This is a genomic window from Sneathiella sp. (assembly GCF_036844445.1).
GTDB lineage: Bacteria > Pseudomonadota > Alphaproteobacteria > Sneathiellales > Sneathiellaceae > Sneathiella.
Genome location: NZ_DAIUFV010000001.1, coordinates 108,329 through 121,172 on the forward strand (window position 1 = coordinate 108,329; position 12,844 = coordinate 121,172).

The 12,844-nt window shown below is 59.7% G+C and carries 17 protein-coding genes; 7 read left to right on the forward strand and 10 right to left on the reverse strand.

The features are described from left to right. Positions 1–61 precede the first annotated feature (61 nt). Together hemF and V7Z56_RS00480 are read right to left on the reverse strand one after the other, a co-directional pair. Positions 62–913: an oxygen-dependent coproporphyrinogen oxidase gene (hemF, locus tag V7Z56_RS00475; RefSeq protein WP_334127370.1), complete on the reverse strand. Its 852-nt coding sequence runs from the start codon at positions 911–913 to the stop codon at positions 62–64. A 10-nt stretch (positions 914–923) separates the two neighbouring features. Beyond that, positions 924–1,394 carry a tRNA (cytidine(34)-2'-O)-methyltransferase gene (locus tag V7Z56_RS00480; protein ID WP_334127371.1) on the reverse strand — a complete coding sequence of 157 codons (471 nt, stop codon included), beginning with the start codon at positions 1,392–1,394 and terminating at the stop codon, positions 924–926. 148 nt (positions 1,395–1,542) lie between these two features. On the opposite strand from V7Z56_RS00480, the gene petA reads away from it, so the two are divergent. From petA to V7Z56_RS00515, 7 genes are all read left to right on the forward strand, one after another. Beyond that, positions 1,543–2,070, forward strand: a complete 528-nt coding sequence (gene petA, locus V7Z56_RS00485; protein ID WP_334127372.1) for a ubiquinol-cytochrome c reductase iron-sulfur subunit — start codon at positions 1,543–1,545, stop codon at positions 2,068–2,070. An 11-nt stretch (positions 2,071–2,081) separates the two neighbouring features. After that, positions 2,082–3,323, forward strand: coding sequence for a cytochrome b (locus V7Z56_RS00490; RefSeq protein WP_334127373.1), 1,242 nt, complete (start codon positions 2,082–2,084; stop codon positions 3,321–3,323). Next, entirely contained in the window at positions 3,316–4,083 is a 768-nt protein-coding gene (locus tag V7Z56_RS00495; protein ID WP_334127374.1) for a cytochrome c1, read from the forward strand. Before V7Z56_RS00490 ends, V7Z56_RS00495 begins: the two co-directional genes overlap by 8 nt. Before the next feature lie 107 nt (positions 4,084–4,190). Continuing rightward, positions 4,191–5,075 (forward strand): S-methyl-5'-thioadenosine phosphorylase, encoded by an 885-nt coding sequence (locus V7Z56_RS00500; protein ID WP_443023675.1) that lies wholly within the window; start codon positions 4,191–4,193, stop codon positions 5,073–5,075. A gap of 13 nt (positions 5,076–5,088) precedes the next feature. Beyond that, the gene (locus V7Z56_RS00505; protein ID WP_334127376.1) at positions 5,089–5,616 is read left to right on the forward strand and encodes an adenine phosphoribosyltransferase; all 528 of its coding nucleotides are present in this window, start codon (positions 5,089–5,091) and stop codon (positions 5,614–5,616) included. Positions 5,617–5,694: 78 nt separating this feature from the next. Continuing rightward, positions 5,695–6,318, forward strand: a complete 624-nt coding sequence (locus V7Z56_RS00510; RefSeq protein ID WP_334127377.1) for a LysE family translocator — start codon at positions 5,695–5,697, stop codon at positions 6,316–6,318. Positions 6,319–6,359: 41 nt separating this feature from the next. Beyond that, a complete protein-coding gene (locus tag V7Z56_RS00515) occupies positions 6,360–7,226 on the forward strand; it encodes a VOC family protein (protein WP_334127378.1) in 867 nt (288 codons plus the stop codon). Between the two features lie 4 nt (positions 7,227–7,230). On the opposite strand, the gene V7Z56_RS00520 is transcribed toward V7Z56_RS00515, so the two are convergent. The 8 genes from V7Z56_RS00520 to V7Z56_RS00555 all read right to left on the reverse strand — a co-directional run bounded on the left by V7Z56_RS00520 (position 7,231) and on the right by V7Z56_RS00555 (position 12,762). After that, positions 7,231–7,887 (reverse strand): dienelactone hydrolase family protein, encoded by a 657-nt coding sequence (locus V7Z56_RS00520; protein ID WP_334127379.1) that lies wholly within the window; start codon positions 7,885–7,887, stop codon positions 7,231–7,233. A 14-nt stretch (positions 7,888–7,901) separates the two neighbouring features. Continuing rightward, positions 7,902–8,360: an NfeD family protein gene (locus V7Z56_RS00525; protein ID WP_334127380.1), complete on the reverse strand. Its 459-nt coding sequence runs from the start codon at positions 8,358–8,360 to the stop codon at positions 7,902–7,904. 6 nt (positions 8,361–8,366) lie between these two features. Then, complete coding sequence (locus V7Z56_RS00530; RefSeq protein ID WP_443023728.1) at positions 8,367–9,332, reverse strand: SPFH domain-containing protein; 966 nt, start codon at positions 9,330–9,332, stop codon at positions 8,367–8,369. A 106-nt stretch (positions 9,333–9,438) separates the two neighbouring features. Further along, positions 9,439–9,888, reverse strand: a complete 450-nt coding sequence (locus V7Z56_RS00535; RefSeq protein WP_334127382.1) for a MaoC family dehydratase — start codon at positions 9,886–9,888, stop codon at positions 9,439–9,441. Then, positions 9,885–10,352 carry a MaoC family dehydratase gene (locus V7Z56_RS00540; RefSeq protein ID WP_334127383.1) on the reverse strand — a complete coding sequence of 156 codons (468 nt, stop codon included), beginning with the start codon at positions 10,350–10,352 and terminating at the stop codon, positions 9,885–9,887. The genes V7Z56_RS00535 and V7Z56_RS00540 overlap by 4 nt, the downstream gene beginning before the upstream one ends. Positions 10,353–10,406: 54 nt before the next feature. After that, positions 10,407–11,504: a redox-regulated ATPase YchF gene (gene ychF, locus V7Z56_RS00545; RefSeq protein ID WP_334127384.1), complete on the reverse strand. Its 1,098-nt coding sequence runs from the start codon at positions 11,502–11,504 to the stop codon at positions 10,407–10,409. Positions 11,505–11,506: 2 nt separating this feature from the next. Further along, entirely contained in the window at positions 11,507–12,112 is a 606-nt protein-coding gene (gene pth, locus V7Z56_RS00550; RefSeq protein ID WP_334127385.1) for an aminoacyl-tRNA hydrolase, read from the reverse strand. A gap of 11 nt (positions 12,113–12,123) precedes the next feature. Beyond that, on the reverse strand, positions 12,124–12,762 hold the full coding sequence (locus V7Z56_RS00555; protein ID WP_334127386.1) for a 50S ribosomal protein L25/general stress protein Ctc: 639 nt from the start codon (positions 12,760–12,762) through the stop codon (positions 12,124–12,126). Between the last annotated feature and the right edge of the window lie 82 nt (positions 12,763–12,844).

Sequence of the window (12,844 nt, forward strand, 5' to 3'; positions counted from 1 at the left end):
CGCCTTTTTCTTTTGTCGCCCGCGGCGCAGAAGGCGCCGTGCAACGCCTAAGGGTGTCGGCCTACGGCCACTTCACCTCGGGCGGCAGGGACATCAGGATGGCCTCCGTATTGCCGCCGGTTTGCAGGCCGAAGGTGGTGCCGCGATCATAGAGCAGGTTGAACTCCACATAGCGGCCGCGGCGACGGAGCTGGTACTCGCGCTGCTCCTCTGTCCAGTCATGGTTCATGTGGCGGCGGACGATCTCGGGATAGATATCGCGAAACGCCCGGCCGACGTCCTGGGTGAAGGCGAAGTTCTTTTCCCAGTCGCCTTCCAGCCGGTCATAGAAGATGCCGCCGACGCCGCGCGGCTCGTTGCGGTGAGGCAGGAAGAAATAGTCATCGCACCATTTCTTGTAGCGCGGATAAAAATCGGCGTCGTGCCGGTCGCAGGCGTCCTTCAACGCGGCGTGGAAATCGCGAGTATCCTCCTCGACCGGATAGATCGGCGTGAGGTCCGCCCCGCCGCCGAACCAGTTTGCGCCGGTGACGATATGGCGGGTGTTCATATGCACGGCCGGCACAAGCGGAGATTGCATATGCGCGACGAGCGAGATACCGCTCGCCCAGAACCGCGCGTCCGTCTCGGTTCCCGGAATGGATTTGCGGAATTCTTCTGAAAACTCGCCATGCACGGTCGAGATATTGACACCGACCTTCTCGAAGACGCGCCCGCGCATGACCGACATCTCGCCGCCGCCGCCACCCGGGCGGTCCCATTTTGTCACCTCGAAACGGCCGGGCGCGCGGTCGCTGAGTGGGCCGACAAGCTCGTCTTCCAGCTGTTCAAAGCTGGCGCGAATCTGATCGCGAAGCTCCCTGAACCAGGATTCGGCGCGGGATTTCTGAAGCTCTGTCTGTTCGTTCTGCATTGCTCTGTTGTTAGTCCTGAAGTGGTGTAAAACGCGGAAAACTGTTCGTTTGCCGGAGCGCTTCGCCAAGCACCATACTTGCGGAAACCGCCACATTGATGGAGCGCATGCCGGCGACCATCGGGATCATGAGGCGGGCATCGGCCGTTTCATGGACCGTTCCGGGGACGCCTGCACTTTCCCGTCCAAGCAGAAGAATATCCGATTCTCTGAAGGCGAAGTCAGTATAGGCCATCCTTGCCCGCGTGGTAAGAAGGATGAGGCGGCTGTCGCCGGTCGTTTTCTGAAATTCCGACCACGAGATATGCCGCGTCACGTCGGCGGCGGCGCCGTAATCCATCATTGCCCGCTTGAGATCGCGGGCGCCGAAGGGAAAGCCGCAGGGCTCGATAATATCCACGGGAACGCCGAGACAAGCCCCTAATCGGAGGAGCGTGCCGACGTTTGGCGCGATGTCCGGCTGGTAAAGTGCAAGTCGCATCTTGCCGTTGTAACGGGAGTGATGTAACAAATACAGCAAATTCCGCGCTTTATTGTCGCAACCTTCACCTTCGGGCTGGACAATGCCTTCGTAAAATGACAAAAAGCGGTCGCAATAGAATTATTTTAATCAGGCTTTGGGGACACAAATGACGACAACAACCCCTGAGGAAGAGAATGGCGTAAAGCGCCGTGATTTTCTTTATATTGCAGCCGGCGGCCTTGGCGCCGTGGGGACGGCGGCGGCCATCTGGCCGTTTGTATCGCAAATGAATCCATCCGCAGACGTGCTGGCGCTGTCCACCACGGAAGCCGATCTCGGCGGCATCGACGTCGGCTCGGAACTGACGGTGGTCTGGCAGGGCAAGCCGATTTTTGTCCGCCACCGCACTGAAGAGGACATCGCGAGTGCGGAGAATGTCGATCTCAGCACGCTCCCGGATCCGGAAGCGGACTCGGCGCGGGTTATCAAGCCGGAATGGCTGGTGATGATTGGTATCTGCACCCATCTTGGCTGCGTGCCGCTCAAGGGGCAGGGGGATTATGGCGGGTGGTTCTGTCCCTGCCACGGGTCGCACTATGATACGTCCGGACGCATTCGTAAGGGGCCGGCTCCGGCCAACCTGGTGATTCCGCCCTACGAATTCCTCGACGATAACAGAATCCTGATTGGGTAGGGGGTCCCAAGATGTCTTTTGAACCAAAAAATCCCGCTCTCAAGTGGGTGGAAGCCAGGTTGCCGCTTCCGGGTATGATCCATCATGCCCTCTATGATTATCCGACACCCAGAAACCTGAGCTACTGGTGGACCTTCGGCTCCCTCGCCGGTTTCATGCTGGTCGTCCAGATCGTGTCCGGTATTGTCCTTGCCATGCACTATACGCCGCATGTCGATCTCGCGTTCAACAGCGTCGAGCACATCATGCGCGACGTGAACTATGGCTGGCTGATCCGCTATATGCATGCCAATGGCGCGTCGATGTTCTTCATCGTCGTTTATCTTCATATCTTCCGGGGTCTCTATTACGGGTCCTACAAGGCGCCGCGCGAACTGCTGTGGTGGCTCGGCCTTGTCATTTTCCTGCTGATGATGGCGACGGCCTTTATGGGCTACGTTCTTCCCTGGGGTCAGATGAGCTTCTGGGGCGCAACGGTTATCACCAACCTCTTCAGCGCGATCCCGGTTGTCGGTGACAGCATCGTGACGTGGCTGTGGGGCGGCTTTGCGGTCGATAACCCGACGCTCAACCGCTTCTTCAGCCTGCATTACCTGCTGCCGTTCGTGATTGTCGGCGTGGTTATCCTGCACATCTGGTCGCTGCACACCACCGGCTCCAACAACCCGACCGGCGTCGAGATCAAGGACAAGCAGGACAGCATTCCCTTCCACCCCTACTACACGGTGAAGGACCTGTACGGTCTTGCGGTTTTCCTGATCTTCTTCTCGGCCTTCCTGTTCTATGCGCCGAACTATCTCGGCCATCCGGACAACTACATCCCGGCCAATCCGCTGGTTACCCCGGCGCATATCGTTCCGGAATGGTACTTCCTGCCGTTCTACGCGATCCTGCGCGCGGTTCCGGACAAGCTTGGCGGCGTGCTGCTGATGTTCGGTGCGATCCTGATCCTGTTCGCGCTGCCGTGGCTGGACAAGAGCCGCGTTCGCTCGGCACGGTTCCGCCCGATCTACAAGCAGCTCTTCTGGGTTTTTGTGGCTGACTGCATCCTGCTGACCTATGTCGGAGGCAAGCCGGCAGAAGGCGCGTATCTCGTCTGGGGCCGGATCGCGACGATCTATTACTTCGTCCATATTCTGATCCTGTTGCCGCTGGTTGGCCTGCTTGAAAAGCCGAAACCTTTGCCCGCAAGTATCTCGGAGGATGTTTTGTCCAAGAAGAAGCCTGCCAAAGAGGAGACGGTCAATGCGTAAGTTCCTGATTTCTGTAGGGGTGGCGGCGATCGTATCGCTCGCCGCTCTCGGCCCCGCAAAGGCCGCCGGGGACGCCGTGGAGCTGAAATCGGTCGCGTGGGAACATGAAGGCCTGTTCGGCACCTATGACCGCGCGGCCGCACAGCGGGGACTGCAGGTCTACCGCGAAGTCTGCGCGGCCTGCCACGGGTTGACGCTGGTCTCCTTCCGCACGCTCGCCGATCTTGGCTTCTCTGAAGACGAAGTGAAAGCGATTGCGGCAGAGTATGAGTTTACCGACGGCCCGGATGACTTCGGTGACATGTTCGATCGCCCCGGCAAGGCGTCCGACAAGTTCCCCTCGCCATTCCCGAACGAGCAGGCGGCACGGGCCGGTAACGGCGGGGCCTTTCCGGTCGATCTTTCGCTGGTCAGCAAGTCCCGTCCGAACGGCGACAACTACATATACTCGCTCCTGACCGGGTATGTGGATGCGCCGGCCGATGTCACGCTGCCCGCGGGGATGAACTACAACCTCTATTTCGCAGGGCATCAGATCGCGATGCCGCCGCCGCTGATGGATGATCAGATCGAATATGCGGACGGGACGCCGGCAACGGTGGACCAGATGGCGCATGACGTGGCGGTCTTCCTCTCCTGGGCGGCCGAGCCGAAAATGGAACAGCGCAAGGAAATGGGCCTCAAGGTCATCCTTTTCCTGCTCATCCTGACGGTCGTGTTCTACGCCGCGAAGCGGAAGATCTGGTCGGATCTTCACTGATAGAAATTGCATGATTTCGAGGAAGGGCGCTTAATTAAGCGCCCTTTTTTTATGGCAAATCCGCTTCCCGGCGGGTAAGTTGCGATCATTGTTACGGTAAGAGGGGGATGAAGGTGGCATCAGGTCAGAAGCCGGTTATCGGTGTTATTGGCGGCAGCGGGGTCTATGAGCTTGACGGGCTGACGGATACGCGCTGGCAGGCGGTCGAGAGCCCGTTCGGGCCACCGTCCGACCATCTGCTGCTCGGCAGCCTGAACGGGATCGAGATGGTCTTTCTGCCCCGTCACGGCCGCGGCCATCGTCTGCCGCCTTCGGAGATCAACTACTGCGCCAATATCGATGCCATGAAGCGCGCCGGGGTGACCGAGATCATTTCGATCAGCGCCTGCGGCTCGTTCGAGGAGGCGCTCGCGCCCGGCACCTTCGTGATCGTCGATCAGTTCATCGACCGGACCATCAACCGCAAGAAGAGCTTTTTTGGCACCGGCCTCGTCGCCCATGTCAGCATGGCGCAGCCCGTTTGCAGGCGGCTTGGTGATGCGCTGGAGACCGCGGCGCGCGGGCTCGATATTCCGGTGCACCGCGGCGGAACCTATCTCGCGATGGAGGGGCCGCAGTTTTCGAGCCTTGCGGAATCGGAGCTTTACCGAAGCTGGGGCTGCCAGGTGATCGGGATGACGAATATGCCCGAGGCGAAGCTCGCGCGGGAGGCGGAACTCTGCTATGCCACCGTCGCCATGGTCACCGACTACGACTGCTGGCACCCCGAGCATGACGCCGTCGACGTCTCGACGGTGATCGAGGTGCTGGTGCGCAACGCCGGCAATGCCCGAAACCTCGTGAAGGCGGTTGCCCCGGCATTAAGCGAGCGGACGGAGGCCTGTTCCGCCGGCTGTCATCACGCGCTTGATAACGCGCTGATCACCGCCCCGGCGGCGCGCGATCCGGCGCTTGCGCGCATGCTGGATGCGGTCGCGGGCCGGGTTCTCTAGAGGGGGAGAAAAGATGGATATCAAATCAGTCATCCGCACCATTCCCGATTATCCGAAGCCGGGGATCATGTTTCGCGATATCACCACCCTCTGGCAGGATGCGCAGGGCTTTCGGCATGTCGTCGACCAGCTGATCTGGCCCTATGCCGGGGTGCGCATCGACAAAGTGGCCGGCGTCGAGGCGCGCGGCTTCGTGCTCGGCGGCGCCATCGCACATCAGCTGAGCGTCGGCTTTGTCCCGGTGCGCAAGAAGGGCAAACTGCCCGCAACCGTGCTGAGCGAGGAATATGATCTCGAATATGGCACCGATACGGTCGAAATTCATGCCGACGCCATCAAATCGGGAGAGAATATCCTGCTGGTCGATGATCTGATCGCGACGGGCGGGACGGCCTGCGCCGCCATCAGTCTCATCCGCCGCGCGGGCGGAACGGTGATCGGCGCGGCCTTTGTCATCGACCTTCCCGATATCGGCGGGTCACAGCGGCTGACCGATATGGGCGTGAATGTCCGCACGCTCTGCGCGTTTGAAGGCGACTGACGCCGTTTCTCCAAATTCCCCCTTGTCAATTGCATCCGGCTGTGGCTTGCTTTTCACTTCCACAGGAGAACCGACCGCATGTCATTGGAAATCTGGATATCTTTCGTTGTGGCAAGTGGCGTCCTGCTCGCAATCCCGGGCCCGACGTTGATGATTGTCATCAGCTATGCGCTATCGGGCGGTCGGCGCACGGCGCTCGCGACGATGCCGGGCGTTGCCCTTGGCGATTTTACGGCTATGACCATCTCCCTGCTCGGTGCAGGCGCGGTGCTGGCGGCGTCGGCGACCCTGTTCACCCTGTTGAAGATTGCCGGCGCCCTCTATCTCATCTGGCTGGGTTTTCGGCTCTGGCGCGCGGACGGCAGGGTAGAGGACATTGCCGCGCGGGCGTCCGGCAGTCCCTTCGCCATGTTTCGCTCGGCCTATATCGTGACGGCCCTTAACCCCAAGTCGATTGTCTTTTTTGTCGCCTTCGTGCCGCAGTTTGTGAATGTCAATGACCCCGTGCTTGTCCAGTTTGCGATACTTGAAGCAACATTTGTAACACTTGCGGCGGTTAATGTGCTCATATGGGCATTTCTTGCCGGAACGGTCAAACAGCGTTTCGCAAGCTCCGGCGCGGTCAGGCTGATGAACCGTGCCGGCGCCTGCTTTCTCATTGGCGCAGGATTGCTGACCGCTCTCGTGCGCCGCACCGCGTGATCGTGCAAGGAATGACTAGCCGGATCGAATAGGAGAGGCTCATGTTACACCATATCAAGAGAATAGATCACAGCCTTGTGGGCGTGAAGGATCTTGAGGCGGCGCGTGCCGCGTATGAAAAGCTTGGCTTCACACTGACGCCACGCGGATCCCATATCGGTTGGGGGACGGCGAATTACTGCATCATGTTCGAGGAGGACTATATCGAGCTCCTCGGCATTATCGATCCGGAGCAGGAAACGAATGGCCTCGATGCGGCGCTATCCGAACGCGGGGAGGGGCTGCTTGGCCTTGCGCTCGGAACGGAAGCGCCGGAGGATACGCACAAGTCCCTGACGGATGCGGGACTTGAACCGTCCGAGCTGATTTCCCTCAAACGGCGTCTCGAACTGCCCGAGGGCGATGTGCTGCCGGAATTCAAGCTGATCCGCCTGACATCATCGGCGGGGCTGGATGCGAAGCATCTTTTCATCTGCCATCATCTGACGCCGGGGCTGCTGCGCCGACCGGAGTGGCTCGGCCATAAAAACGGCGCGTTGCGGATCAACTCGATCGTTGTTGTCGTGGACGATCCGGAGTCGCTTGCCGACTATTACCGCCGGCTCTGCGGCGCGATCAACGTCACTCTTACCGACAATACGCTGACGGTCAGGTTTGACGGCGGCAGCCTGATTTTCGTCAATGACCGGGATATCGATTTGCTATTCCCCGGGCTCACCATACATGACGAACTACCGCCGACCCCGCATCTCTTCGCGATGTCGATCGTCGTCAAAGACCTTGACCGGACGGAAGCGCATCTGCGCGCCAACAAGGTCAAGGCGCAGAGAATAGCGAACGGCACCCTCCGCGTTCAGCCGGAGGATGCCTGTGGTCTCCTGCTGGAATTTATGGCCGAGCCCCACTGACGGGTCAGGCGATAAAGTCGAGCGTCCGCTTGCGGGCGAGTTTTGCCGCTTCAGCGTCGAAACTCTCGCGATGATTGCACTTGAAGCCATGTCCCGCTTCATAGATATAGACCGGCAGATCGGGGCGCCGCTTGCGGACTTTTTCGACGTCCGACATGGGGATGGAACTGTCGGAATCGCCAAAATGCAGGATGATTGGCACTTTCGGCTCCTCCTCGATATCGCGCGCCACCTGCCCGCCGTAAAAGCTCACTGCCTTGTCGATCGAGGTGAGGCGGCAGGCCGCGAGATAGGCGAGGGATCCGCCCCAGCAATAGCCGATGACCGACACGCTGCCGCCTTCGCGCGCGGCCTTTGCGGCGGCAGCCACATCGCTGAGGGCGTCCGCTTCAGCGATTTTGGCCCGGTGGTCGAGGCCTTCCTTGATGTCGCCCTGCGAATAGCCGAGTTCGATCCCCGGTTCGGCGCGATCAAAAAGCGCGGGCGCAATCACCAGATAGCCATCGCGGGCATAAGAATCGGCAACCTCCCGGATATGGCTGTTGACGCCGAAAATCTCCTGCAGGAGAACAATGCCGCCTTTCGGCGCCCCGTCCGGCATCGCGCGATAGGCATCAAGAGTATGCCCGTCTGCGGCTGTCAGCTTTATCATCTCTCCCATGGATCTTCTCCTTTTTATTCTTCAGGTTTAACAGTTAAACGGTTGCCCGCAACCCCCGTGACAATGACGGTCGTGCCGGCGTCAAGATCATCTCCTTCGACGATCCACTGCGTGTCGTCGACGCGAATGCTGCCGCGCCCGTTCCGGATCGCTTCGGCGAGCGTGAATTTGCGGCCGATGTAGCGCGCGCCGCGCTCGTTCAGCACAGTGTCGCGGTCGTCCGCCGCGCTCCTGCTGAGAAAGCGTTTTGAGACAATAATACTGACGACGGCGATCACGGCGAAGAGGATCCATTCATACTCCCACGAGAGGGCGGGAAACAACATCGCCACCAGCCCGACGACGCCCGCGGCAATGCCAAGCCAGAGGAAGAAAGTCCCGGGCGCAAGGATCTCGAGAATAATCAGCAACAGGCCGAGGATCCACCAGGACCAGAATTCGAGGTTGGAGAACCAGCTGATGAGCGTTTCCATGGCCGGCTACTCGACGCGCGGGACGGAGCCGCCCCGGGGCATAGTATCAGTGTCGCGCTCCTTGCCGAACACCTCTTTCGCGATGGCGCCGATGCCGCCGAGCGTTCCGATCAGCGAACTTGCCTCCATCGGCATGAGAACGACCTTCGAGTTGCGGGCGGAGCCGATCTCCTTCATCGCTTCGGTATATTTCTGGGCGACGAAATAGTTGATCGACTGGATATCGCCGGCCGCAATGGCGGCCGAGACATCGCGCGTCGCCTTGGCCTCGGCCTCGGCCAGCCGTTCGCGCGCCTCGGCGTCACGGTAGGCGGCCTCCCGGCGCCCTTCGGCCTCCAGGATCATCGATTGCTTCTCGCCCTCCGCTTTCAGGATTTCCGACTGGCGTATGCCTTCGGCCTCCAGAATGACGGCGCGCTTCAGCCGCTCCGCCTTCATCTGCTGTCCCATTGCCTCGACGAGGTCGATCGGCGGCGTGATATCCTTGATCTCGACGCGGGTGACTTTAATTCCCCAGGGCGAGGAGGCATGATCGATGACGTTGAGCAGGCGGACGTTGATGACGTCGCGCTGGCTCAGGGCTTCGTCGAGGTCCATGGAGCCGAGAACGGTGCGAAGGTTGGTCTGCGCAAGGTTCTGGACGGCGCGCTCGAGATCCCTGACCTCATAGGCCGAGCTTGCCGCATCCAGCACCTGGTAGAAGAGAACGCCGTCGACCTGCACCATGGCGTTATCACGCGTGATGACTTCCTGCGTCGGAATATCGAGGACCTGCTCCATCATATTGATCCGGCCGCCAATCCGGTCGATAAACGGGATGATCAGACCGAGACCGGGATGCAGGGTGCGGGTGTATTTTCCGAACCGCTCGACGGTGTATTGATATCCCTGGGGGACAATGGTGACCCCCATGATAACAACGACGATGGCGAGGATAACCAGAACGATGACGAAGATCGCAAAGCCAGACAGCAAGAAGTCCATATCGTGTCCCCCAGACAACAGAAACTGCTTAAGGGGAAACTATATAGCGCTTTGCCGCCCGGCCTAAGATAAAAAATGCACGCCGCCCCGGCGATCACTCGGGCCGGGTTTTATACATCCCGATCGAGTGGAAACTGAGGACGACCTCGTCCTTCTGATTGATGACTTTCACCTTGGCGCGGACGATACCCATATCGGGGCGCGAGGCGGAGCGGCGGGTTTCGCTGACGACCGATTCCATATGCAGGGTATCGCCGGGGCGAACCGGGACCAGCCAGCGGAGATCGTCAAATCCGGGCGAGCCGAGGCCGGCCGTTTCGTTATCCATATTATCGACCAGCATCCGCATCATCATCGAGGCGGTATGCCAGCCCGACGCGATTAGCCCGCCGTAGATGCTGTTCTTCGCCGCTTCTTCATCGATATGAAAAGGTTGCGGATCATATTTCGTCGCGAAGTCGATAATTTCCTCTTTGGTCACGAGCTTCGGCTTGGAGACGGTTTTCGTGCCGACCTTGATATCGTCGAAATAGGAGGGTCTCACAGGCTAACCTCCTCGCCTTTGCGGGCCGGGTCGCGTGCGAACATGACGTTCGAGATCATCGTCATTTTGACCTCTCCCGCCTGATTGGTGAGGGTGTGGTCAAATTTGACGAAGCCGAGCTCGGGGCGGCTGCGGGGCAGGGAGCGCTCGAGCACCTCAACCTTCACATGAAGGATGTCGCCTGGCCGCACCGGCTTCTTCCAGCGGAGCTGGTCGATCCCCGGCGATCCCATGGAGGCGGAGTCGCCCATGAAATTATCGACGAGCATCCGCATGCACATCGACGCCGTATGCCAGCCACTCGCGATGACGCCGCCGAAAAAATGGTTCTTCGCCGCTTCCTTGTCGATGTGAAAGGGTTGCGGATCATAGGCTTTGGCGAATTCGATGATCTCTTCTTCCGTCGCCTCGTAGCCACCAAACTCCATTACCAATCCGACGGTGAAATCTTCCCAGTACCGCATCTTCCTCACCTTTATCCTCGTTCCGACAGTCGCCGCGCCGCGTCTCAACGGCCGTCAGTTGGCAAAACGGAAATGCATCACGTCGCCATCGGCGACAATATATTCCTTGCCTTCCAGCCGCATCAGCCCGGCCTCTTTCGCGCCGGTCTCGCCGCCCTTTTCCACATAGTCAGAATAGGCGATTGTCTCGGCCCGAATAAAGCCTTTTTCGAAGTCGGTGTGAATGACGCCTGCGGCCTGCGGCGCTTTTGTGCCCTTGGTGATGGTCCAGGCCCGGCATTCTTTCGGACCGACCGTGAAATACGTAATCAGATCAAGGAGATCGTAGCCGGCGCGGATAATCCGCGCGAGGCCGGTCTCATTGAGGCCGAGATCCGCGAGAAATTCAGCCCGCTCCGCCGCATCGAGCTGGGCAACCTCGGCTTCGATCGCGGCCGAGATTACCACCGCTGCGGCATTCTCACCGGCGGCGCGGGCCGCCACAAGTTCGGAATATTCATTGCCGCTCGCCGCGCTTCCCTCATCGACGTTGCAGACATAAAGAACGGGCTTCTGCGTTAGAAGCTGAAGGTTGCGGAAGGGCTTTACCTCCTCCTCGTCAAGTTCGACGGTGCGGGCAGGTTTGCCGTCGCGAAGCGCCGCAAGCGCGCGGTCGATCAGCTCGCTCTGCTTCTTCGCCTCCTTGTCGCCGCCGCGAATTTTCTTGATCAGCGCCTCGGCGCGTTTTTCAAGGCTTTCCAGATCCGCCAGCATCAGCTCGGTTTCGATCGTCTCGATATCGGAGATGGGATCGATGCGGCCGTCCACATGGGTAATGTCATCATCTTCAAAGCAGCGCACCATATGGATGATGGCGTCGACCTCGCGGATATGAGCGAGAAACTTGTTGCCGAGGCCTTCTCCCTTAGCGGCGCCGCGCACCAGCCCCGCGATATCAACGAAGGCGAGCTGGGTCGGGATGATCTCTTTCGATCCGGCGAGTGCCGCGAGCTTTTCCATGCGCGGATCGGGTACCGGCACCTGGCCGAGGTTTGGCTCGATCGTGCAGAAGGGATAGTTTTCCGCCGCTGCCTGCGCGGTCTGCGTCAGCGCATTGAACAGGGTGGATTTGCCGACGTTCGGTAGGCCGACAATCCCGCATTTGAAACCCATTTTCAGTTATCCTTTGTTGTTGTCGCCGGCCGGCCTTTGGGCGGGGCGACATCGAGCGCCAGTTTGTTCATGAAGCCGGACGCATCCCCGGCCAGCAGGAGTTCGATATGACGGGCGATGCTGTCGATGACTTTCTCCGCCGTCGGCTGTTCGGCCTTCGCGAAATCGCGCAGGACATAGCCGGAGACGAGATGCTTCTCTCCCGGATGCCCGATCCCGAGCCGGACGCGGCGGAAGTTTTCACCGACATGGCTGATGATAGAGCGAAGTCCGTTATTGCCGCCGTGGCCGCCGCCCGTTTTGACGCGGACTTTTCCAAGCGGCAGATCCAGCTCGTCATGAAAGACGATCACATTTTCAAGCGGGATCTTGAAAAAGCGCATCGCTTCGCCGACGGACTGGCCGGAGAGGTTCATATATGTCGCGGGTTTGAGCACAAGAACCTTCTCGCCGCCGATTGTCCCCTCGGCGACCACGCCCTGAAAGCGGATCCGTCCCGGCATAAAGGAATGGCGGTGAATAATCTCATCCACCGCCATAAATCCAAAGTTATGCCGGTTGCCTTCATATCCCTTGCCGGGATTACCGAGGCCAACCAGCAGAAGCATCTCAGTTCCGATCAGTCTTCTTTATCTTCGTCTTCGGCTTCGGCTTCCGCACCTTCCTCTTCGCCGCCTTCATCCGAGACGCCGCCGGACGGAGCCGAGATCGTCGCAATGGTGAAGTCGCGATCCGTGATGGTCGGATGCACGTCGTCGGGCAGCGTGACGTTGGAGATATGCGCGCTGTCGCCGATATCCAGTTTGAGAAGGTCGATCTCGATAAATTCCGGGATATTTCCTGCCGGCACCATCAGCTCGACTTCATGGCGGACAACGTTCAGAACGCCGCCGCGACGGATGCCGACGCAATCCTCTTCATTGAGGAAGCGGACCGGGACCATGACGGCAATCTGCGACTTCGCGGAGACGCGCAGGAAATCCACATGGATCGGCGTGTCCTTGACAGGGTGCAGTTGCAGGTCGCGCGGCAGGACGTTGTATTTGGTCGAGCCGACCTGAACCGTGTAAACGGTTGCAAGGAAGGACTCGCGGCGGATGGCCTTGTTGACGTCCTTGACGGCAAGGGAAATAGCTACGGGTTCTTTTTTGTCCCCGTAAATGACGGCCGGAAGACGACCCTCACGACGCAGCGCCCGAGAGGTCCCCTTTCCGACCCGGTCACGCGTTTCTGCAAGCAGAACTGGATTTTCGCTCATTTTAGTCTCTCCTATGTAACGAGCAACACCGGGCGAACCCGGTGCCGGAATGACGCGTGCCTCCAGGGGTGCGCGCGCCGCA